Annotated in this window: 23 protein-coding genes; 4 read left to right on the top strand and 19 right to left on the bottom strand. The window is 42.5% G+C overall.

Going from position 1 to position 23,109, the window contains the following annotated elements; genetic code table 11:
• The first annotated feature begins 690 nt into the window (after positions 1-690).
• From ACU0NF_RS06965 to ACU0NF_RS06955, 3 genes are all read left to right on the top strand, one after another.
• Positions 691-1,851 carry a GGDEF domain-containing protein gene (locus ACU0NF_RS06965; RefSeq protein ID WP_445660596.1) on the top strand — a complete coding sequence of 387 codons (1,161 nt, stop codon included), beginning with the start codon at positions 691-693 and terminating at the stop codon, positions 1,849-1,851.
• 1 nt (position 1,852) lies between these two features.
• Positions 1,853-2,083 (top strand): diguanylate cyclase domain-containing protein, encoded by a 231-nt coding sequence (locus ACU0NF_RS06960; protein WP_445660595.1) that lies wholly within the window; start codon positions 1,853-1,855, stop codon positions 2,081-2,083.
• 145 nt (positions 2,084-2,228) lie between these two features.
• The gene (locus ACU0NF_RS06955; RefSeq protein ID WP_445660594.1) at positions 2,229-3,389 is read left to right on the top strand and encodes a PQQ-dependent sugar dehydrogenase; all 1,161 of its coding nucleotides are present in this window, start codon (positions 2,229-2,231) and stop codon (positions 3,387-3,389) included.
• A 79-nt stretch (positions 3,390-3,468) separates the two neighbouring features.
• Here the strand turns inward: ACU0NF_RS06955 and ACU0NF_RS06950 are convergent, their stop codons facing one another.
• The 6 genes from ACU0NF_RS06950 to ribF all read right to left on the bottom strand — a co-directional run bounded on the left by ACU0NF_RS06950 (position 3,469) and on the right by ribF (position 10,566).
• The gene (locus ACU0NF_RS06950) at positions 3,469-4,509 is read right to left on the bottom strand and encodes a TauD/TfdA dioxygenase family protein (RefSeq protein WP_445660593.1); all 1,041 of its coding nucleotides are present in this window, start codon (positions 4,507-4,509) and stop codon (positions 3,469-3,471) included.
• 457 nt (positions 4,510-4,966) lie between these two features.
• Positions 4,967-5,509 carry an NADPH-dependent FMN reductase gene (locus ACU0NF_RS06945; protein WP_445660592.1) on the bottom strand — a complete coding sequence of 181 codons (543 nt, stop codon included), beginning with the start codon at positions 5,507-5,509 and terminating at the stop codon, positions 4,967-4,969.
• Between the two features lie 135 nt (positions 5,510-5,644).
• Complete coding sequence (locus ACU0NF_RS06940; protein ID WP_131269558.1) at positions 5,645-6,127, bottom strand: FKBP-type peptidyl-prolyl cis-trans isomerase; 483 nt, start codon at positions 6,125-6,127, stop codon at positions 5,645-5,647.
• Complete coding sequence (lspA, locus tag ACU0NF_RS06935; protein ID WP_131269559.1) at positions 6,120-6,662, bottom strand: signal peptidase II; 543 nt, start codon at positions 6,660-6,662, stop codon at positions 6,120-6,122. The genes ACU0NF_RS06940 and lspA overlap by 8 nt, the downstream gene beginning before the upstream one ends.
• Positions 6,655-9,501 carry an isoleucine--tRNA ligase gene (ileS, locus tag ACU0NF_RS06930; protein WP_445660591.1) on the bottom strand — a complete coding sequence of 949 codons (2,847 nt, stop codon included), beginning with the start codon at positions 9,499-9,501 and terminating at the stop codon, positions 6,655-6,657. The genes lspA and ileS overlap by 8 nt, the downstream gene beginning before the upstream one ends.
• Positions 9,502-9,564: 63 nt before the next feature.
• Positions 9,565-10,566: a riboflavin biosynthesis protein RibF gene (gene ribF, locus ACU0NF_RS06925; RefSeq protein WP_445660590.1), complete on the bottom strand. Its 1,002-nt coding sequence runs from the start codon at positions 10,564-10,566 to the stop codon at positions 9,565-9,567.
• A 277-nt stretch (positions 10,567-10,843) separates the two neighbouring features.
• On the opposite strand from ribF, the gene ACU0NF_RS06920 reads away from it, so the two are divergent.
• Positions 10,844-11,407, top strand: a complete 564-nt coding sequence (locus tag ACU0NF_RS06920; protein WP_445660589.1) for a phosphorylase family protein — start codon at positions 10,844-10,846, stop codon at positions 11,405-11,407.
• Positions 11,408-11,486: 79 nt separating this feature from the next.
• Here the strand turns inward: ACU0NF_RS06920 and ACU0NF_RS06915 are convergent, their stop codons facing one another.
• The 13 genes from ACU0NF_RS06915 to ubiG form a co-directional block, all read right to left on the bottom strand.
• Positions 11,487-12,101 (bottom strand): TetR/AcrR family transcriptional regulator, encoded by a 615-nt coding sequence (locus ACU0NF_RS06915; RefSeq protein ID WP_284067532.1) that lies wholly within the window; start codon positions 12,099-12,101, stop codon positions 11,487-11,489.
• A gap of 362 nt (positions 12,102-12,463) precedes the next feature.
• Positions 12,464-13,273 carry an ABC transporter ATP-binding protein gene (locus ACU0NF_RS06910; protein ID WP_445660588.1) on the bottom strand — a complete coding sequence of 270 codons (810 nt, stop codon included), beginning with the start codon at positions 13,271-13,273 and terminating at the stop codon, positions 12,464-12,466.
• Positions 13,274-13,283: 10 nt separating this feature from the next.
• Positions 13,284-14,099, bottom strand: coding sequence for an aliphatic sulfonate ABC transporter permease SsuC (gene ssuC / locus ACU0NF_RS06905; RefSeq protein WP_445660587.1), 816 nt, complete (start codon positions 14,097-14,099; stop codon positions 13,284-13,286).
• Positions 14,099-15,274, bottom strand: a complete 1,176-nt coding sequence (ssuD, locus tag ACU0NF_RS06900; protein ID WP_445660586.1) for an FMNH2-dependent alkanesulfonate monooxygenase — start codon at positions 15,272-15,274, stop codon at positions 14,099-14,101. The genes ssuC and ssuD overlap by 1 nt, the downstream gene beginning before the upstream one ends.
• Before the next feature lie 16 nt (positions 15,275-15,290).
• The gene (locus ACU0NF_RS06895; protein WP_445660598.1) at positions 15,291-16,223 is read right to left on the bottom strand and encodes a sulfonate ABC transporter substrate-binding protein; all 933 of its coding nucleotides are present in this window, start codon (positions 16,221-16,223) and stop codon (positions 15,291-15,293) included.
• Positions 16,224-16,308: 85 nt separating this feature from the next.
• Positions 16,309-17,271 carry a sulfonate ABC transporter substrate-binding protein gene (locus ACU0NF_RS06890; protein ID WP_445660585.1) on the bottom strand — a complete coding sequence of 321 codons (963 nt, stop codon included), beginning with the start codon at positions 17,269-17,271 and terminating at the stop codon, positions 16,309-16,311.
• A 328-nt stretch (positions 17,272-17,599) separates the two neighbouring features.
• Positions 17,600-18,952: an amino-acid N-acetyltransferase gene (gene argA, locus ACU0NF_RS06885; protein WP_131269140.1), complete on the bottom strand. Its 1,353-nt coding sequence runs from the start codon at positions 18,950-18,952 to the stop codon at positions 17,600-17,602.
• 136 nt (positions 18,953-19,088) lie between these two features.
• Positions 19,089-19,463, bottom strand: coding sequence for an RcnB family protein (locus tag ACU0NF_RS06880; RefSeq protein ID WP_445660584.1), 375 nt, complete (start codon positions 19,461-19,463; stop codon positions 19,089-19,091).
• Between the two features lie 247 nt (positions 19,464-19,710).
• A complete protein-coding gene (locus ACU0NF_RS06875) occupies positions 19,711-20,109 on the bottom strand; it encodes an RcnB family protein (protein WP_445660583.1) in 399 nt (132 codons plus the stop codon).
• Between the two features lie 295 nt (positions 20,110-20,404).
• Positions 20,405-20,560, bottom strand: coding sequence for a hypothetical protein (locus ACU0NF_RS06870; protein WP_165494450.1), 156 nt, complete (start codon positions 20,558-20,560; stop codon positions 20,405-20,407).
• 193 nt (positions 20,561-20,753) lie between these two features.
• Positions 20,754-21,500, bottom strand: a complete 747-nt coding sequence (locus ACU0NF_RS06865) for a YciK family oxidoreductase (RefSeq protein ID WP_131317259.1) — start codon at positions 21,498-21,500, stop codon at positions 20,754-20,756.
• A 33-nt stretch (positions 21,501-21,533) separates the two neighbouring features.
• Positions 21,534-22,232, bottom strand: a complete 699-nt coding sequence (locus ACU0NF_RS06860) for an HAD family hydrolase (protein WP_131269136.1) — start codon at positions 22,230-22,232, stop codon at positions 21,534-21,536.
• Positions 22,229-22,945: a bifunctional 2-polyprenyl-6-hydroxyphenol methylase/3-demethylubiquinol 3-O-methyltransferase UbiG gene (ubiG, locus tag ACU0NF_RS06855; protein WP_171536949.1), complete on the bottom strand. Its 717-nt coding sequence runs from the start codon at positions 22,943-22,945 to the stop codon at positions 22,229-22,231. Before ubiG ends, ACU0NF_RS06860 begins: the two co-directional genes overlap by 4 nt.
• Between the last annotated feature and the right edge of the window lie 164 nt (positions 22,946-23,109).

Genomic DNA, 23,109 nt, shown 5'->3' with positions numbered 1-23,109 from the left:
ACCTGATCCCTTCCTCTTTGCGCTGATGGTAGTGTGGGGTTACCCATGTGAGAGTAAGTCATCGCCAGCTCATTATTCCTAAAAATCCCCCTTAGCATACGCTGAGGGGGATTTTTTTATGCATGAAACATATAAAAAAGGAAATAATTAGAAAATTAAAGTAAATCCTTAAATTTGATTAAATCATTTTTCGAGTCAAAGATTAAATTTTAAGCCAATCAAATAAGCTTATGGTTTTAAGGTTAAATGTTATACTCATCCACTTAATTTTTATCCATCTTCTTCTCATGCTGCGCATTTTTCTTCGTGCTATTTTCTCTCTACGGTTGTTATTGCTGAGTAGCTTGGTCGATGCCTCTATTCCATTAAATTTTGACCGAGATCATAATGCATGACTTGATGGCGTATGGAATTATTATCCTAATCAATTATATCTGGCTCTGAAAATCAGGATGGTTATCCATACAAAATTAGTAAAAACGTTCAATTACCCGCATCATTTATTAGTATTTCAGGGCATAAAGATGGCGTAGCAACGTTTCAACAGCGTTTTCATCTACCTGAATCTGGGGTAGGGCAACAAATCTATTTATATATTCCCTACCAGTATGGCGCCTATCAGTTATTTGTGGATGATCGCTTACTTACCAAAGTGGGGCAAGTTGGTGCAGAGGGGATCATCAAACTGAAATGGCACCTAAACTGGTATCATTTTTCCCGAATAAGACCGACGTAGTCATTACCATTCAGGCCTCAAGTTTTCAGCATATTTGCGGTGGTCTGGAAAACAGTATTTATATCGGTTTTAATAAACTAATTTTGCACAAATTTTATGGTCAAGTAATTCCACTCAGTATTGTAAGTGGTGTATTGCTGATGATTGGCTGTTTTATGGTGCTGTTTGCGCTGTACCGTATTGCGCAGAAGCAGCCTAGTCATGTTTGGCTGTTTTTGGGAATCTTTATTTTATGTTTAAGTCTGCGTAGTTTCTTTGCTGTTCCCTTTATTTATACCTTATTCACCAATATTCCTTGGCTTTGGGGAACGCGACTTGAATATCTACTGACTGAATTGGTCTGTCTGTTCTTTCTACTTTATGTGTTCTTACTGCCTCATCAGCTGATTCACCGCTTTTTATTACTGATTACTTGTGCAGTGATCATTGTCAATGTTGTGGTGACTTTGACCCAACAGCCTTTGGTCTTTCAAAACTTCTTTTTTCAAAGTTTTGCAATTTCATTTCTGATTTTTGCCAATCTTTTATATGGGGTTTACCGGATTTATCGTGATCAAATTCCCTATTCAAAAGCCAATGCTTTTGCCATTGTTTTAGTGTGTCTTACATTTATACATGACTATTTATTGGGGCTTAAGCTGATCGATTCGGTGGAAATCGCCTTTTATAGTTCATGTGTGTATTTTATGGTGGTGACTTTACAGCTCAGCCGTGATTATGCTGTGCAGAGCTATAAAACTGAATTACTGAATAAGAAATTGTTACAGTGGAACAAGATGCTGGATCAGAAAGTACAAGAGCGGACTCAAGCCGTAACGCAGCTCAATGAGCAATTGGCACTGCAAGTTCGAATTGATGCTTTAACAGGTGCATATAACCGTTATGCACTAAATATAGAGATACAACAGCGCTTTGAGCAAGCGATCGAAGCAGAGTCGTCGCTGGTGTTCTATATGATTGATGTCGATTATTTTAAAAAATATAACGATTATTATGGTCATCTTAAAGGCGATGATATTTTAAAGACTTTGGTCAAGACCATAGATTCAATTTTGCCAGCGTCGGGTTTTTTAGCACAGTATGGTGGGGGAAGAATTTGCAATTTTGTTATCTGATTTGAGTATAAAACAGGCTCAAGAATTTGCAGTAAAATTGTGTCGAGTGATCCGTGGTCTAGAACTCGAACATGCCAACCGGGAAGATGGAAAACCTTATATTACCATTAGCGTTGGGGCTGCCATTATGAATCCTGCACATAGCTATAGCAGTGTAGATTGCTTGATGAAAACAGCAGACCAACAACTCTACCAAGCAAAAATCCAACGGGATCAGGCCTGTATTCAATAAGTCAGAAGAAACTTGATTGAGTTTCAACAACTCATAACTCATCAAGTGAAATGTCATATCCTTTTACGATTACTTAGGTTTTTATATGCAGTAATTTGTCTTGAAATGCTAAATTGATTGTAGTGTTGATTGAAGAAGAATAAATATGAGTCAAATTCACATCGCTGCCATTTTAAGTTTAACTTTTTATAGTTTAACTGCATGTCATGCCCAAAATGACACTCGACAACAGGTACAGGAACAGCCAAAACAGCAGTCTTCCTCAAAAATACAGCAAGGTTATCAACTTAAGACAATCGCACAATTTAATGAACCTTGGGCCATTGCATCTTTAAAGGATGGTCGCTTACTGATTACTGAACGAAAAGGCAAATTACAATTATTTGATCCCCAAACCAGACAAAAAGTCGAAGTCAAAGGTATTCCTAAAGTGGCTTATGGTGGACAAGGTGGCTTGGGCGATATTGCATTACATCCGCAATTTGCACAGAACCGCCAAGTTTATATTAGCTATGCAGTAGTAGGACAGGGTGGTTATGGGGCTGTAGTTGCACGCGGGGAATTGGATTTATCTAATGCTAAAGACCCACAACTTAAAAATTTAAAAACCATTTGGCAACAAGTGCCTAAAGTACAAGGTCAGGGCCATTATGGACATCGGCTGTTATTTGGCTCGGATGGCAAGCTCTGGATCAGTTCAGGTGAACGTCAGAAGTTTGATCCTGCACAGGATATGCAATCGAATTTAGGCAAAATCCTGCGTTTAAATGATGATGGTACACCTGCTTCAGGTAATCCGTTTATGACCCAAGGCCAGATTGCCAAACAGGTCTGGAGTTTGGGGCATCGTAATCCTTTAGGTATTGCATTTGATCACAAAGCTCAGCTGTGGGTAGCTGAAATGGGACCTAAAGGTGGCGATGAACTGAATTTGGTTGTGAAGGGCGAAAATTATGGTTATCCCTTTGTTTCCAATGGTGATCATTACGATGGTAAAGACATTCCTGACCATAATACCCGACCTGAATTTAAGGCGCCTGAGATCAGCTGGACTCCTGTCATCTCGCCATCCAGCCTGATATTTTATAAAAGCAATCAATTTCCTGCATGGAAAAATAAGGCCCTGATCGGTGGCTTGTCATCCAAAGCCATTATTGTGGTTGATACCGAAATGAAACTGGTGAAGGAAGTGCAGCGCTTAAATATGAAACAACGTATTCGTGGCTTGCTGGAAGCCGAAGACGGTGCAATTTGGGTACTTGAAGATGGTAAAAATGCCGGGTTACTCAAAATGACTGCAAAATAATGTCATCCTTTAATTTAAAAGCCTGCATTAAAATAAATGTTAGGCTTTTAAGGGTATCTGTATAAGTCATCTGCTGATATTACGCGGCATAATGGTCATCAGCATTAAATACATTGGCCTGGATTTGAATGAGTTTACGGTTGCCTTGCTCGCCATTCATGCGCCAATGGGCAATTTTAATATTATCGACTATGGCAATATCACCTTTCTGCCATTGCAATAACAGGGCGTCACGATACATCGCATCAAAAAAGTCTTGTTTCTCTTGATCCATCCATTCAACTTTATCACCCTGCTGATTGAAAATTTCCCAGGTCAGCTGCATACCGTCAGCAGTCGAATCAATCTGGATCTCACCACGATTTTCAAAGCAGTTTTGCGCAGCCTGATAAGCAAATGGGTTGGTATTGTTGGCAAAGGCCCAAGGTTGTAGTGCAAGCTTTTTGGTAATAGGATGCTTAATCACCAGAGGTGCGGGTTGTAAGGTCAGTTTGGCTTTCTTGTCAGGCAGTATACTTACGCTAAAAGGACTCTTTTTCAGCAAGATCCGATCCATAAAATTAATTTTACGCGATGAAACATAAGAAAAATGGTTCCATGTGCCTTGGTATTTTTGCTTTACCGATTCAGGAAAATTTTCCCAAATTTTCTCAAGATTGTTAAAGCCAGTTTCAGCCAGATAAGTTGAGGGTTCCTGACAATATAAAGCGATATAGCGCGAGCGTTCAGAACGGACGCCACCTTCCACGTGCGGCCCTTGTACAGCGTTTTCTACTGGCCCCAACTGAACAGTATTACGGTCAATATAGCGTCGATAATCGCCTGCACCTAAAATACTTTCACTGTATTTACGCATCCATGATGCAACCCAACCCGGCATATTGGGGTTGAAGGAATTCCACGGCTGTAACTTGAATTTTTGTTCAATAAGTTGATGAAATTCTTCCGTTTGCTGGATATTAAATCCCCGAAAAATCAGGATGCCATGCTGATGGATTTGTTGCATCAGCTGTTCAAGATTATCCTCGATATAGTGTGCTAGATCCTGACATGCATTGTTGTCGGGGTGAGCCATGAATACTTTGGCGTAATCATTCAGAAAATGATGTTCTAATTGCATAGTTTTTCTCTCAAGTATTTTTATTGTTTTACTTATGATGCCCAGAATAATCTTTCGCTCTATTCTAATTGCTCATAAAAATGTTATGGATGACTGTTGTGCTGAATGAGATTATAAAGTTTGGTATTTCAGCATGATGTAAATTTTGGTGGTTTAATTGAGCTTTTCGACAAGTGGCAGGTTCAGTTTAAACCGTGATATTAAATGATTATAAGAATAAAATGATTTTGAAAAAAAAGCCCCGACATCCTGTCGAGGCTTTTTTATATTCATTCTAAAGGTATAACTCCTGTCGTACCTGTCAGCATCCTGCTGTTATCATCACTTATCATTTTAGTTTTAAATTCTGCAGACTTCCTGTCTTGCTATAAGTTAAATATAGCGTGAAAAGTAATGTGTGAAAAGTGGAGATATTCGGCAACTGTTGTAAGCTAAAACGTACAAGATGATTCTATTATCAGGCACTGACGTATTGAATCAGTTTATCCAGCACCGATTTTAGAGTTTTGTTATCAAATTCATTGGGTTCAAATTCTTCAGTTTTATTGCGTGAAAAGATGTCACGAATTTCAATTACCGCATTACTGTCAACCAAGCCGAGTTGGGTTCCGACCTGACGGATTTGATCAATCGAACGTGAACCGTTGGTTGCACCATAGCCGATATAAGCCGCAGGTTTGTCTTGCCACTCTTTGCCTAGGTAATCCAGGGCATTTTTGAGTGCAGGGCTGTAGCCATGGTTATATTCAGGGCTAATAAAAATCATGGCATCACCTGAAGCAATTTTGTCTGCCCATTCCTGTTGTTTCGGCTGATCATAAATACCGGTAATCGGTGGATGTGCCCCTGAAAAAATAGGCAGGTTCCATTCTTTTAAATCGACCAGTTCAGCCTGAACGGTACTGTAATTTGCTCTTTCGATACTGCGTTGTACCCAGCGCGCAACTTTAATCGCAATACGACCTTCACGAACACTACCGACAATAATTTGAATTTTCATATTGAGCCTGTGTTTTTTATAAAGTTAGGATCTAAATTAATATGAATATGGGGGGCTGAATATTAGGGATTTGTATCTCCAGAAGCTAAAAAAGCTCCTGAAGGAGCTTTTAAAAATCATCCGTTAGATGATCTTTTACATCAGTTTAATACCTTGCTGACCGGCAGGGGTCACTTTAAAGATTTCTACTTCAAAAGTAATGTCTTTGCCTGCAAGCGGGTGATTGAAATCAATTTCGGTAATATCTTCACCGACCGATTTCACGACACCAAACAGGCTTTGTTTAGCTTTATCTTCAAATTCAATCATATGGCCGACAATCGGTGTCTGCTCGAATTTAACCGTATCAAATTTTTGTACGTTTTCAGGATTCCAGGGACCGAAAGCATCTTCAGGAGGAAGACTCACGGTACGACGGTCACCGGCACGTAGACCAAACAGGGCTTTTTCAAAACCGGGCAATAAGCTGCCATCGCCCATCACCAGGCTGACCGGTTCTTCACGGCTACGGGTGTTATCAATTTCCACACCATTTTCAATGGCCACCGAAAAATGAAGTTCTACTTTCGAACCTTCATTAATACGGGTTTCTTCATTTGGATTAATAATTTCAGTCATTGTGTTGCGCTTCCGCACGTTGAATACGTTGCTTTTCTAGGAAAAAAGTATCGATCAGCAGCAAAATAGTGCCCACGGTAATGGCACTATCTGCAATATTAAAAGCAGGGAAGTGGCTGTTATTGTAGTAAACGTGAATGAAATCGACCACATAACCTAAAGAGACGCGGTCAATTAAGTTACCGATCGCACCACCCAAAATCAGGGCAATCGCCATTGGTAAAATCACCATTTTTTTCGGCATACGCATCAGCCAAAACACAAAAATTACAGACACTAAACCTGCCAGTGAAGTAAAGAAATAACGTTGCCATCCACCGGCATCAGACAAGAAACTAAAGGCTGCGCCATAGTTATGTAGCAATGTCCAATTTAAAAAGGGCAGTACCGGCACAGGATCTGCATAATTCAGCTGTGTCGTTGCAATCCATTTGGTCCATTGGTCGAGAATAATCGCGACAATGGATAAACCCACCCACAGCAGATTGTGTGGGTAGAATTGGAATAAGCCCTTTTTAGTTTGCGGATTAGGCATATTTTCTCTCTTCGCCTTGACCTGTAGGAAGGTTAATAATACAACGAGAACAAAGGCCTGGGTGTTCGTGATGTGTATTCACATCCGGAAGAACATGCCAGCAACGGGCACATTTTTCGCCCATCGCAGCCGATACTTTCACGCGTAAGCCTTCAAGATCTGTTGCTTCGCCTTGTGTTTCATCAAATGCATTGACAATCACAGTTGATGTGATCAGAACAAAACGAAGTTCATCACTTAACTGGTCAAGCACCGCTTTCAATTCAACATTGGCCCAAAGTTCAACTTTGGCAGACAGGTTAGAACCGATCAGTTTGGCATTACGTGCGGCTTCAATTTGCTTGTTCACCGCAGATTTAACCGCAATCAGGGTCTGCCAGTCAGCTTCTGAAACCAGGTTGGCTTTCGATGCAACAGGAATGTCATACCATTCAGCAGTGAATACGTATTTCTCAGTTTGACCCGGAATTAAAGGCCAAGCTTCTTGAGCGGTAAAGGTCAAGATTGGTGCCATCCAGCGAACAAAAGCTTGAACCAAATGATACAACGCAGTTTGTGCAGAATGACGCGCTTGAGAATCCGCTTTGGTGGTGTACTGACGGTCTTTGATGATGTCGAGGTAGAAACCACCCAGGTCATTAATACAGAAGTTGGTCAACGAACTTGCCACAATATGGAAGTTCATATCTTCATAGGCTTGCTGAATGGTTTTTTGTACGTCTGCTGCACGTTGCAGGATGTACTGATCAAGCGCGATCAACTGATCGACTGGCAATGCATCAGTCGCCGGCTGGAAACCGTTCAGGTTCGCCAACAAGAAACGCAAGGTGTTACGGATACGACGGTAACCATCAGAGGCACGGCTAAAGATTTCTTTACCCGCCGTCATTTCATAACGGTAGTCAGATGACGCAATCCAGAAACGTAAACCGTCTGCACCCATATCTTTAATGATGTCTTGCGGTGTGATCACGTTACCGATGGATTTCGACATCTTACGGCCTTTTTCATCGACCACGAAACCGTGAGTCAACAAGCCTTTATAAGGTGCGCGCTTGTTAATCGCAATAGAGGTTAACAATGAAGACTGGAACCAGCCACGGTGTTGATCTGAACCTTCAAGGTAAAGATCAGCAGGATCAGTCAATTCTTCACGTTCACGCAGTACCGCATAATGGGTTGTACCCGAGTCAAACCAGACGTCTAGCGTGTCACGAACCGCATTGTAGTGTTCGGCATCGGCACCGATGAAATCTTTCGCTTCACGGTTGTACCAGCCATCAATGCCTTCCTGTTCGATCAGTTTGGCAACTTCTTCAATTAGTTCAGGAGTACGTGGATGCAATTCATTGGTGTCTTTATGCACGAAGAACGGGATTGGCACACCCCAAGTACGTTGACGCGAGATACACCAGTCCGGACGACCTTCAATCATCGATTCGATTCGGTTTTTACCCCAATCCGGGACAAAACTGATGTCGTTTTCAATCGCGTTTAAAGCACCCTGACGTAAACCTTTTTCATCCATGCTGATGAACCACTGCGGGGTTGCACGGAAAATGATCGGAGTTTTATGACGCCAGCAATGTGGATAGCTATGCTTGATCACCACATGTGCCCAAAGCTTATTGGCTTCACTTAATGCCGCAATAATTTTTGGATTGGCTTTATAGATGTGTTCGCCTGCAAAAATAGGTGCAGTCGGTAAATACACACCATTACCACCCACAGGATTATCGACTTTTAAGTTGTACAGCAAGCCAACTTTATAATCGTCTACACCATGGCCGGGCGCTGTATGTACCGCACCTGTACCGCTGGTTGCAATGACGTGTTCGCCTAAAATAACTGGAACCTGACGTTCAGTAATTAAAGGATGCTGTAGAACCAAATTCTCAAGTTTTGCACCGGCAAAATCGGCAATCACTTCAACAGTGTTAAAGCCATAACGTTCAGTTGCAGATTCCACCAAATCTTTGGCCAAGATAAAGTTTTGCGCTGCTTTATCATCACCACGTGCTGTAACCAATTGATATTCAATATCCGCATGCAAGGCAACTGCCTGGTTTGCAGGAATGGTCCAAGGTGTTGTTGTCCAGATGACGATATCGGTTGAGTCTTTAACTTCAACACCCAAACGCGCCGATAAATCTGCTAAATCAACAACGGTGAAACCCACGTCGATTGCATCTGATTTTTTATCTTCGTATTCAACTTCAGCTTCTGCCAATGCAGAACCGCAGTCCAAACACCAGTTGACTGGTTTAAGACCCGGCTGGATATGACCCTGTTTCTGGATTTCACCCAATGAACGCACGATATTTGCTTCTTGAGCAAAATTCATGGTCAGGTAAGGATTGTCCCAGTCACCAAACACACCCATACGCACAAAGTCTTTTTTCTGTAATTCAACTTGGGTGTAGGCATATTCACGGCAATGTTTACGGAAGGTTGCAGCATCTACTTTAACGCCGACTTTACCGACTTTTTCTTCAACTTTCAGTTCAATCGGCAAACCGTGACAGTCCCAACCCGGAACATAAGGTGCATCAAAGCCATCCATAATGCGGCTTTTGATGATGATGTCTTTAAGTACTTTATTTACCGCATGACCTAAATGGATTTGACCATTTGCGTATGGAGGGCCATCGTGAAGCACATATTTTTTCTTGCCAATACGCGATGCACGAATCTGCTGATAAATGTTGTCGGCATACCACTCTTCTAACCATTTTGCTTCACGTACTGCGAGATTTGCTTTCATCGCAAATTCAGTACCTGGGAGGTTTAGCGTGGCTTTATAATCCACTGCATTTTCAGGAGTTTGCTTATCGCTCATGCAAGTTGTCTTCCAATTTAATCAGTCTTAGGCTGACGCGTTTTACAATAAAAAATGTGGGATTTAAAAGGGAAAATTGGGGGTGTCTTGTCGAAATTCAAGCAGTTTCTCAACATCGTCATCAATTCCCGCTTTCAATGCTTCAAGCGAAGGGTAGTCCTTTTCACCATGTAGATAGTTCAAGAACGTCACCCGCATTAACAGGCCATACAGATTAGCAGAAACATCAGGAAAATGTACTTCTAATCGCCATTCAGGATGTTCCTGTTTGATGGCTGGTCGTGTACCAACATGTCCTGCACCAAACAGGGCAGTCGGCTCATAGCCTGCAATCCCCGGTTTTTCAGGATTGTCGGCTTTCACTTTATCTTTTAAAGATCCGGTTTCACATACCACTTCAACGCCGTAAATCCCGTTTAAACAGGGTTTATGACGGTTGAGACGGACGTTAATGGTCGGGAAATCAATGGTACGTCCAATCTGGTCGCCATATTGTACCCGGCCGGTAATGCTATAGGGACGACCCAGCAATTTAGCCGCCAAGGCTAAATCGCCGGCTTGCAAGGTATGACGAATCCGGGTCGAGCTGACGCGGTGTCCATCCAAGGCAATGGTATTTAAATTGGTGACCTGAAAACCGTAGCCGCGCAAAAATTCACTATTGCCTTGACGGTTTTTGCCGAAATGGAAATCGTCACCCAGCACCAGATGTTCTGCATTGAGTTTTTGTTTGAGAATATCGGCAAAGCTTTCAGCATTTAAGCTACGGAAATGGTTATCAAATTTTGCAATTGCAATATAGTCGACACCCAGTTCGGTTAGGTATTCGACTTTTTCCCGCAATGAGCTAATTCTAGGCGGTGCTTCATAACCTTTAAAAAATTCCAAAGGTTGTGGCTCAAATATCATCACCAAGGTTTTTAAATTTTGTGCTGCGGCAAGTTGTTTTAATTGTGCAATCATGGCCTGATGACCCAAATGTACACCGTCAAAATTACCAATCGTAGCGGCAGTTTTTGGCAGTTGAAAATTTGGCGCTAAAGCATTCAGGCGGAGCAGCTTCATGGGCGAATCAATAAGTGAAAAATTATCAGGGCTATATATTGCCATAATCTTGAGCGTTCGTCTTGTTGTTGTGTTTTCATACAAAAAAATATTGAACTCTCTAGTAAAAAATAGCATTGAAATGGTTAAGGATTAGATCAGGAAACTAAAGCTTAAATGAATCCAGATGCATCAGATTTTTGAATAGCAAGCTGATCACAATATTAAATTTGCACTCATCCTTTAATTCTTTTCTAATGGGCACAATTTTAAATTTGCAAGTAAACAAGGTTCCACTATGTCGGATTTGGCTTTAATCATGGCACTTCCCAATGAATCGAAAGGCCTGTTTGAACAAGCCGGGATTCAAGTGCATTACAGTGGTATTGGTAAAGTGAATGCTGCATTTAAAGCCTTTGAAGTGATTCAAAAAACTGGCTGTAAAACCTTACTCAACTTGGGTTCGGCTGGAAGTTCCCAATTTGATGCGCACGCCTTGGTTGAAGTGACGACATTTGTGCAACGCGATATGGATGTATCGCCACTCGGTTTTGCAGTCGGCGTTACCCCTATGGATGATGACCATCCTGCAGAAATTCATTTAGAAGCTTATTTCCCCCACCTGGAAAAAGGCATATGTGGAACGGGTGATAGCTTTGAAACAGGTATACCGAAAGTGCCCTGTGATTTGGTGGATATGGAAGGCTACGCGATTGCCAAGGTGTGCAAGAAGCTAGGTGTGCGATTAATTTCAGTGAAATATATTACTGATGGCGCGAATGACACCGCACATTTGGATTGGGAAGAAAATTTATTATTGGGTGCGCAAAAGTTATTAAAATTATATCAAACGGTCAAATAAGGTGGATAGGCTTGGGAATTCGGCGACCATAGTGCTCTATGGTCGTATGCCAAAATTATCGTAGCAGATAATTTAACAATTATGAGCGGGGAATCACGCCGTATAACATCATATGCACAGTATGTTGGATGATGCGCTGCTGCATACTGCGGTTACGCAAGGTCTTGCCGGTCACCATTTCCATCTGGGTGGCAAAATCTGCATAATTTTGGGTAATGGCCCAAATATTCAGAATTAAAAGTTCCGGATCAATGTCCTTGGAAATTTTACCTTGATCTTGCCACATGCTAATGACTTTGGCTTTACGCTTCACCAATTTCTTTAACGGACCTTTTAAAATTGGCAAGATATGCGGTGCACCTTGAATCACTTCCAAAGCAAACAGTCGGGATGCTTTCGGCTGGGTACGAGAAACCTCGATTTTTTGCAATAAATAATTGGTGATCGCTTCTTCAGGCTCAAGTTCTGTTTCTAGCATTTGCAGTGGGGCAAGCCACTTCTGTAATACCGTGGTGAGTACTTCAACGTACAAGGCTTCCTTATTTTCATAATAATAGAAAATATTGGATTTGTGCATTTCAGCAATTTGAGCAATCTCGTCTAAGCTTGCCCCATTAAAACCATAAAGGGAAAATACATCCAAGGCTGCGTTTAGCAGTTGATGTCGTTTTTGTGTACTCTTTTTTTGTTCCATTGGCCATTAAAAAACAATTAAAAGTGGAACCTTAAATTGTACGGCAAATCATCAGATTTGTGCACAGGCAAAAGTTTTAATTTTATGAATATTGACGATTTATTTTTTAGATCAGCTATTAAATTGCCAAGTTTTCGACCAATGTAAAAAGATGCTTTAAAACAGGGCAGAAAATAGCGCATTAAAGATCGTTAAATAATTCAATTAGATTGATTTTTTTTATTTTTTTGAACGTTGCATTTAATGCTCAAGTATTAAATGAATGATTAAATTAATTAAAGAATAAGATGCGCTTTATATCGCATCATTATGAGATGAGCCCAAACTGAAGGTCAGGATGTGCCCATTTCAGATCAAAAATATCATGTGGCCAATACAGCATTGAGAACCTGTTGCTCCAACTCGCTAAAAGCGTAATCTTTTTTACGCGGTCGCGGTAAATCCACTTTAAATTGTTTAGCAATATGACCTTTATCCAGCAAAATAATTCGGTCGGCCAGTTGCACTGCTTCACTGACATCATGGGTTACCAAAATGGCGGTAAAGCCTTGCTCATGCCAGAGTTTTTCAATCAGGCTCTGCATGTCCAAGCGGGTTAAAGCATCCAGTGCACCGAGTGGCTCATCCAGCAGCAAGATGCGAGGCTTATGTGACAATGCACGTGCAAGCGCGGTACGCTGACGCTGACCGCCTGAAAGTTGTGAAGGCCACAATCCGGCTTTCTCTTTCAGTCCGACTTTTTCTAGCAGGGCAGAGGCATTGCCTTGATGTTCTTTGGCCAAACCCAGCTGTACATTTTGTTCAATGCTACGCCACGGTAAAAGTCGCGGGTCCTGGAACATGACACGGATGTCATCACTGCTAATGCCTTCGCGGATATGTCGTGCCGACTTAAACTTGATTTCACCATAGCTGGGTTGTTCCAAATCGGCAATCAGACGAAGCAGGGTACTTTTACCACATCCGCTACGCCCAACAATCGCAAGAAATTCACCCGGTTGAATGTGCAGGTCTAAATCTTCTAGAACCGTTACCTCACCATAGAATTTATGCAGTTGCTCAATCAGAATTTCTGCACCGACTACCGCTGTTGGATTGATATCTGTAGTTGCAGGCTGTTTGGGTGCAGCTGGATCTTCAGCGACATGTCGCCCTATACTTAAATCAGTCATAATGTATTCCTTATTTTTGATATCCAGCATGCCAGCGCAGTAAGTATCTTTCTAAGCCTACTGCCAATACATCGGCCAGTTTTCCAAGCAGGGCGTAAAGCAAAATACCCACTAACACTACATCGGTTTGTAAGAATTCACGCGCATTCATGGTCATATAGCCAATGCCGGATTGTGCGGAAATGGTTTCTGCCACAATGAGCAATACCCAAACCAGACCCAATGCAAAGCGTAAACCGACAAGAATGGACGGCATTGCACCTGGTAAAATAATTTCTTTGTATAACTGCCAGCGGGTCAAACCATAGCTTTTACCCATCTCGATCAGTTGTGGGTCAACCGAGCGAATCCCATGATAGGTATTGATATAAATCGGGAAGAATACACCGACAGCGACTAAAAACAGCTTGGCTGATTCATCAATCCCGAACCAGAGAATGACTAAAGGAATTAAAGCCAAGGCTGGAATGTTGCGGATCATTTGCAAGGTGGTATCGAGCAGGGTCGATGCCAGTTTAGAAGAGCCATTCAGCAAGCCCAGTAACAGGCCCAAGCCACCACCCACCAATAAGCCGAGCAGGGCACGTCCGGCACTGACTTTCACGTGTTGCCAAAGCTCACCCGTGATCGACAGATGCCAGAATGCGCTTACCACTGCACTCGGTGCAGGCAGAATACGGCTTTCTAGCAGACCGGTACTGGATGCAATTTGCCAAATCGCGATCAGTGCGACCGGGAACAACCAGGGCAGCAAATGCTGCCCAAATTGTGTTCCACGTGAAACCTTGTTTTTAGCCAAGGTTTCGGCAGAAATGGTTTTACTCATTAAGCCGGCTCCTTAGCTTTTACTTGTTGTTTCGCCTCATCTGGCACGTAGTTATTTGCCACGATTTCACCAAAAGGACCGGTCAGATTGGGTTGCGCCAGTTTTTGACGGGTTTCTAATGGAAGCAGTGGGAACACCAGTTCAGCAAAACGAATGGATTCTTCAAGGTGCGGATAGCCCGAGAAAATAAAGGTATCAATACCCAAATCTGCATATTCCTGAATGCGGTCTGCAACTGTTTGCGGATCACCTACAAGCGCTGTACCGGCACCGCCACGAACTAAGCCAACACCTGCCCAAAGGTTCGGAGACACTTCAAGTTTGCTGCGATCGCCATTATGCAGTTCAGCCATGCGGCGTTGACCCACCGAATCCATTTGCTTGAATTTCTTTTGCGCTGCTTGAATGGTGGAATCATCAACATATTGAATCAGTTCTTCAGCAGCAGCCCATGCCTGTTCATTGGTTTCACGCACAATCACATGCAAGCGAATACCGTAATTTAAAGTACGACCACGTGCAGCAGCTTTAGCACGCATGGTTTCAACTTTTTCTTTTACCGCTGCGGGTGGTTCACCCCAAGTTAAGTAAGTGTCCACCTGTTCTGCAGCAAGCTCGATTGCAGCATCAGAAGAACCGCCAAACCAAAGGGGTGGATATGGTTTTTGCACCGGTGGATAAAGCAGTTTTGCATCATCCACTTGTAAGCGGTCGCCGTGGAAAGTAAATGATTCGCCAGTATGTGAGCGGATTAAAATTTCACGCCAGATTTTGGTGTATTCCGCTGCTGTTTGGTAACGTGTTGCATGGTCTTCATACACGCCATCACCTTTCAGCTCTTGCTCGTCACCACCGGTGACCAGGTTCAGCAATACACGGCCATTTGATAAACGGTCAAAAGTTGAAGCCATACGCGCAGCCAGTGCAGGCGTCGTTACGCCTGGACGTAAAGCCACCAGGAATTTTAAATTTTTGGTTGCATCAATCAGGCTTGCAGCAGTAATCCATGGATCTTCACATGAACGGCCTGTTGGAATCAGTACACCTTCATAACCCAGGTTATCTACGGCTACGGCAATCTGTTTCATATAAGCATGATCGACCTGACGCGCGCCTTTGCTTGTACCTAAATAACGACTGTCACCATGCGTAGGAATAAACCAGAAAATTTTCATTGCTTTGATCCTTAGATTATTTGCCTGCCCAAACGGCTTGCTGAATATTGATAGATTTTGGAATGATATTGAGTTCGCTAAAACGGTTGGCGAGTTCTTGCTGGTCGGCAATCACTTTCTTGTTAAGCAGGGCAGCACCAGACGGATTAGGGCGACGCTGGATAAAAGTCTGGCTAACCACCGGTTTCAGACCGGTGCTTTTGGCAAAAACAGTTGCAGTAGCAGCCTTATGGCTTTGCACCCATTTGTCGGCAACGTTGACCTGCTTGATAATGCCTTTGAGTGCCTGAGGATGATTTTTAACCAGATTGTTTGAAGCCAGATAGAAGGTGTAATTTGGACTTAAGCCTTTACCTGAAGCCAGCACTTTGGCCTTATCTTCCACTTGAGCCGCAGCATAGTACGGATCCCAAATGGCCCAGGCATCAATGGCACCTTTCTGGAAAGCCGCACGTGCATCGGCAGGGCTTAACCAGATCGGTTGAATGTCAGTCCATTGCAAACCGGCCTTGCGAACAGCTTGTACCAATAAATAATGTGAGCTTGAACCGCGATGAACGCCAACGCGTTTACCTTTTAACTGACTGAGCTGGCTAATTTTGGAATTGCTGGGTACCAAAATGGCAGAAGCCAAAGGTTTTGCGGTTTCATAAGCAAAATAATGGAGTGGTTTGTTGCCGGCTTGTGCATATACAGGCGGTGTATCGCCCGTCGCACCCACATCAATAGAACCGACAGCCAGCGCTTCTAAAATTTGCGGACCACCTGGAAACTCATTCCAGGAAATTTTTGCGTTTGGAAATTCCTGTTCAAACAGTTTTTGTTGTTTGGCAATTACCAGATTTACCGAGGCTTTTTGATAGCCAATCCGCAGTTGTTTGACTGAAGGATCCACAGCCCAGGCAGCGCTCGAACCCAACATCGCACAAGCAATCAGCATCGCGTTCATGCCATGACTAGATGTGTTGAACCAGGTAATTGCTTTGTTATCTTGCTGATGTTGAGTCATTGTCGAGTCCTCTATTGTTGTGTCATTACTTCGCTAAAATCGCGGCTTGAATATTGATTTTGTTTGGAATCAGTTTCTGGTTATAAAATGCATCAGCAACATATTGCTGCTGCGTAGCAACTTGATTAGAAATAGGTTTTACCCCTAAATTCATGCGACCAATTGATGTTTTTAAAATAGAAGCATCTAAGCCTGTTGGTTTTTCTAAGATTTTCGCAGCTTCATCCTGGTTTTTCGTCATCCAATCTGCAGCAACATTCAGTTCATTGATCACTGCCTTGACGACTTCCGGATTCTGTTCTGCAAATTTGCGGTCAGCCATGTAGAACTGATAGTTTTTCACCAGGTTTTCACCGTTTGCGATCACACGTGCACCAATCTGCTGTTCAGCAGCCGCAAAGAACGGATCCCAAATCACCCAGGCATCCACTGCACCTTTTTCAAAGGCAGCACGTGCATCTGCAGGCGGTAAATACACCACTTGAATGTCATCCAGCTTTAGATTGTTGGCTTCAAGTAATTTGAGCAACAAGTAATGCACGTTGGAGCCTTTGTTTAGCACGACACGTTTACCCTTTAAATCTTTGATACTTTGAATAGGGGAGTCTTTTTGCACAATTAATGCTTCAGCGGTCGGCATAGCAGGTTGGTTTGCCACATACACCAAATTTGCGTTGGCTGCCTGAGCAAAAATAGGCGGTGCTTCACCGACTTCACCCAAGGAAACACTACCGACATTCAAGCCTTCAAGCAGTTGAGGGCCGGCAGTAAACTCGACCCATTTCACTTTGACATGCTGTTTTTCTAATGCAGTTTCTAAAGAACCACGTGCTTTAATTACTGGCAATAAGCCGTATTTCTGAAAACCAATATTTAAAGTGACAGTTTCAGCTTCTTTTTTGCCACAGCCAGACATCATCATTGCACCAGCAACTACTGAAGAAAGGACCAGCGATTTCGCCCAGAATTTTGCTTGAATGGCGCTCATGAATGTGTGCTCCGCAACATGAAGTGTTGAATATTGAACACATAAGCTAATGCCTTTTCTTTTTCGAAAATAATAAAAAAATAGGAATTCTTAATGAGGAAAAAAGATAAATAAAAAAAAGAAAAACTTATGCCAAAATGTGATTTATATAGAAAATAAAATATGCGGTTTTAATATTTTAAATTATTGATATTTATTTAATTTAATTCCAAATACTGTATATCCATAAGCTTATGCAAAAATGGCATAAGTTAAATCAGCCAGATTCACCAAAATGACAGATAAAGATATAAAAAATAAAGATATAGCAACAATAAAAAAAGCCACTTTAAAGCGGCTTTTTGAATACCAGTGAATTGCGCTGGTAGTTATACAGCGCCTGACGCGCATTCGGCAGATCATCAACACTGGCGGGTTCAAAGCCATGCTCGACAAACCAGTGCGCGGTACGCGTGGTCAGCACAAACAGTTGTTGAATGCCCAGACTTTTGGCTTTGTCTTCCAGATAATGCAAAATCTGGCTACCCCGGTTGGACTTGCGATAGGTTGGATCGACTGCAACACAGGCAATCTCGGCCGATTTTATTTCACTGGCAGAAGTTGGAATCGGGTAAAGCGCCGCACAGGCTAAAATCATGCCATCACGTTCAATCACAGAAAATTGCTCAATTTCACTTTCTAAGCGTTCGCGTGAGCGATAAACCAGAATGCCTTCAGCCTCGAGTGGGCGAAGTAAATTCATCAGACCACCGACATCCTGAATATTGGCAGTACGCACTTCTTCATAATGTGAATCGGTCATCATGGTGCCTGCACCATCGCGAGTGAACAGTTCTTCGAGCAAGGCGCCATCATAGGTATAAGAAATCAGATGCACACGGTGTACACCTTGCAGTGAGGCATTTTTGGCACCGCGTAACTGCAGAGCAATATCTGGATTGGAGTCCTGGTACTGCAAAATGTGCTGATCGAGCTGATGCGGTGGAATCTCACGTTGCAATTGCCCGAACTCATTGACCAGACCTTGCTGTTTACCCAGGAAAATCAGCTTGTCGGCTTTAAGCAGAATCGCGGTATTGGTGGCGACTTCTTCCGCGACCAGGTTAAACACTTCACCGGTGTTGGAATAACCGGTTGGGCCAAGCAGCACAATATTATGATTTTTCAGATGGCGCTGAATTGCATCGGTATCCACGGTCCGCAGTTCACCGGTAAGCTGAAAATCGATCCCGTCACGAATGCCGTAGGGTTTTGCCGTGACAAAATTGCCTGAAATCACATCAATACGTGCGCCGTACATGGGGGAATTGGCCAGACCCATCGAGAGCAAAGCTTCAATTTGCAGGCGAATCGAACCCACCGCATTCATCACGCAGCTTAAAGATTCGCGCGTGGTGATCCGGCGATGATTATGGAATGGGGTTTGAATGCCGCTGGCTTTTAAGTTCTGGTTGATTTGCGAACGTGCGCCATGCACCAGAATCAGACGAATGCCCAAAGAATGCAGCAGGGCAATGTCATGAATAATATGCTGGAAATTTTCATGTTGAACCGCTTCGCCATCAAACATAATGACAAAAGTTTTATTGCGGTGGGCATTGATATAAGGCGCAGAATGTCGAAACCAATGCACATATTGCAAAGTTGTGCTTTGTGATGTTTCCGATGAATTCGTGTGCATACCTATCTCAAATGAAGAATAAAATCCTATGCTTGATTCTAATCAAAAAAAAGCGCAGCGGAAGGGAAAAATAAAAAAAACACCTTAACTGAGGTTAAAGTGTTTTTCAGGGGGAGAATTTCTAAAATTAAATGGCTTAGTTTCGAATGCTAATAATGCGGTTGGTGCGTTCATTGACTAATACATAGTCACCATTCACTTTATACCATTGCTGATTACGGCTTGATTTTGGCAATTGACGTGCTTCACGGTCACTGACCTGAAAACGCGAGCTGCTGTATTGACGCGGTAAAGTTTGTCCTTTACGCCAGTCACGACTTGGGTTTACACGTTTGTTGTCATAACGATTATGGTCATAACGGTTGTTGTTGTCCCAACGGCTGTCATGCTTGCTCTGTTGTGCATGATTGTAGCGTTGATGATCATCATAACGATGATCCGGTGCTGCCATTGCTGAAGTTGCCATCAATGCAGATAAAGACAGCGCAATTGTTGTTAGAATTTTTTTCATATCTTTCACCTAAATTTCAGAGAGAACGTTTATTTCGTTAGAGCTAAATTAACCAAAAAGTAGAGATAAAAAATGAGAGCTTTATAGTTGAATTGTGAAGTTTATGGAGAAAAAAAGAAGATTTTGAAAATTCTGAAAAGCTTGCAGCTAAAGACTTTCTGCTAAAACCAACGATTTTTAAAAAATATTTTAAAAAATAAAAAAAGCCCAAACCGGAGTTTGGGCATGGAGAATTTAAAAACTAAGCTTAAAAACCCTGAATACGCAAAATATTATTACTGTCAGTATCTACTAAAATATAGTCGTTATTGATTTTGTACCACTGCTGGTTACGAGAAGGTTTCGGCAAGTCATGGTTTTTGTAGTCGACTTTATAGCCATTACCCCGATAATGCTGCGGCATGACATAACCGGTTTGCCATTTATGCTGTTGCAGGCGTTTTACCCCGCGTTCTTCACGACCACGGCGCTTATCTTGCATACGGTCATCGTCATCATGGTCACGAAAATCCCGACCCTTATTCGACTGATGAGATTGGTCCCAACCACGATGGTTATCGTGTTTCTCGTGAGGTGCAGCAGTGGTTACACTGTTTGCCATCAATGCACTGAAAGAGATTGCCAAAATTGTCAAAATCTTTTTCATGTTGAACCCTCATAGAAAATTTATTAATTTCAATAATGCTAATGTACGCAAAAATTGCAGAGAAACTGTGAAGATAAATCACTCATTTATTAAAAAATGCAGAGATAATAAGGATATTATGCAGAAATATCTCACGATTTAAAAATCTTTAGAAATTTTATAGTCGATATTAAATACCAGAAAAACAAGCTACTGATGAAAACTTTGTATCAAATTTTAGATGTGGATTTTATTGATTCAAAATTGTCCTGCCAAAAGGCTTGAACAGCCCGATGGCGACTGTTCAGAAATTGCTTTAGTTCCATTGTTCTGTAAGGTTCTGAAGTGAGCTGACAGCCTCTGCAATCGCTTCTGCCTGTCCTGCATCATCAAGGCCTGCAATCAATGTATTTGAAAGCTTTAAGTTTTTAATGCGACGAATCATTTCAATTTTACGTTTTTGATCAGCCATAACCTGTTCCTCATATGCTGTGTTTTTCAATAAGAATAAGCATAGGCTTATTTTAATAATTTAGAAAACCGAATATTATTGTAAAAGTTATTTAAAAATACGATTTATAAGTTTTTATGATCTGAACATTCTTTCCTTTAAAAGAAAGACGATAAAAAAGGGAGCACGGCCCCCTTTTTGATCTTTTTAAGGATTAATCCTGCGCATCAATGCTTTGACCATTCAGATGCAAGCTGTCATCACCCATCAAATACAGGTAAGCGGGCATGATCATTTCCGGTGTTGCCAAGGTTATTGGGTCTTCATCTGGATAGGCTTTAGCGCGCATGGCAGTACGTGTCGCGCCCGGATTAATGCAGTTAAAACGTACATTCGGATAGACGTTTTCTTTGGCAAAAATCTGGTTCACCGCTTCAATGGCAATTTTAGAAACCGAGTATGCACCCCAACGCTCACGTGCTTCGCGGCCTACACCCGAACTGGCAAAAACCACAGAGGCATGTTCGGATTTATGCAGCAGCGGTAATAGTTCTTGCGTGAGTAAAAATGGCGCGCGCAGATTGACCGCCATCACATCATCCCAGACATCAACCGGATAATGGGCAAGTTCTGTGCGTTCACCCAGAATACCGGCATTGTGCAAAATGCCATCCAGGCGACCAAACTGTTTATCTAAAGTATCGACCAGTAACTCATAGTCCCGAGGAGAGGCGCTGGAGAGTTGCAAAGGCAGAATAGCCGGTTGCGGCGCACCTAGGCTTTCAATTTCATCATAAATGACTTCAAGCTTGTTTAAGGTGCGTCCATGCAGTACCACTGTTGCCCCATGCAGGGCATAGCTAATTGCAGCTGCACGACCAATACCATCGCCCGCACCTGTAATCAGGATAATGCGATCTTTTAACAGATCGGGGCGAGGGTGATATTCTGAATATTTCATTGCATACCTCCTCATTTATATATTGTTATGTCGTTATGAAATCAGAGAATTATTATGTTGCGTTGCTGAGACCAGCTGATTAATCACTTGATGCAATTCGGCAACTGTGTTGACTATACAATCAGCGTGCCATGCTGTTAAGTCATCTTTGTGTTGCAATGGTAAATAACCATAGCCCGCCAAGATGGTGTACATATTTGCGTTACGGCCGGCATCAATGTCACGCGGATGATCACCGACATAGATACAGTCTTCTGGCTGAAGCTGAATTTGCTTGGCTGCCAGATACATCGGTTCAGGATCGGGTTTGGTTTTGCTGACATCTTCAGGGCAAACCAGAACCGCGCAGCGCTCAGTCAAGTTCAGTGCCTTAAGCAAGGACTCGCTTAACCAGCGCGGCTTATTGGTGACTATACCCCAGGGAATATCCTGGCTTTCCAGTTCTTCAAGCAGCGGATACATGCCTTCGAACAGGTCGGTATCGACTGCAATGTCTTCACCATACAAATCCAGAAAGCGCTGGCGATGGGCAAGGAAAACCGGGTCTTCAACATCCAGTTCCGGATAGACCAGTTTTACCATGGCACGTGCGCCTTCAGAGACCTGGGTGCGAATCAGATCAGCCGCCACGATTTCACACTGTTTATCGCGGCACATGTCCTGAATAATGCGAATAAAGTCGGCAGCGGTGTCTATCAATGTGCCATCTAGGTCAAACAGTACAGCTTTCATTCAGCACCTTCTTTTACCGTATAAACCATGTAGTTCACATCGACATTCGGTGCCAGCCAATAACGTTTGGTAATGGGATTAAAATGCAAACCGGTCATGTCTTTAAGTTTTAAGCCGGCACTACGAATGTCATGCGCAAGTTCAGAAGGCTTGATGAATTTATGATAATCATGCGTGCCCTTGGCCAGCATTCGAAGGACATATTCCGCACCAATAATCGCAAACAAATAAGATTTTGGATTCCGGTTAATGGTCGAGAAGAACACATGACCACCCGGTTTGACCAGCTTCTGGCAAGCCTGAATAATCGATGCCGGATCGGGTACATGCTCAAGCATTTCCATGCAAGTGACCACGTCATATTGTCCGGCTTGTTCTTCCGCCAACTGTTCAACCGGAACCTGGCGATATTCAATATTTTCAACGCCTTCTTGTTCTGCATGGATACGTGCCACATTTAAGGGTGCTTCGCCCATGTCGATTCCCAAAACATGTGCACCGCGACGTGCCATGCTTTCCGACAAGATCCCGCCACCGCAGCCGACATCAAGGACTTTTTTACCGCTAATGCCAGCTGAATGTTCATCAATCCAATTTAAGCGTAAAGGGTTAATCTGATGCAGTGGACGGAACTCAGAATGCTGATCCCACCATATGGCTGCGAACGCTTCAAATTTGGCAATTTCTTGTGGATCAACATTCAATTGCGACATCGGTATCACCTCAATCAAGTCGTTATATTTTAAAAAAAGTTATAGGCGCTTAGTGTAGCGTTTATTCTCAAAAAAGCGATAAAAGCTGTAAAAAAGTTCACAGAATGAAAACGAATTCGGCATAATTGATTTATAGTCATCGTATAAATTAATCATAACGATTT

This window comes from Acinetobacter sp. F16 (assembly GCF_052712855.1).
This window is presented reverse-complemented; position numbering and strand designations above follow the sequence as displayed.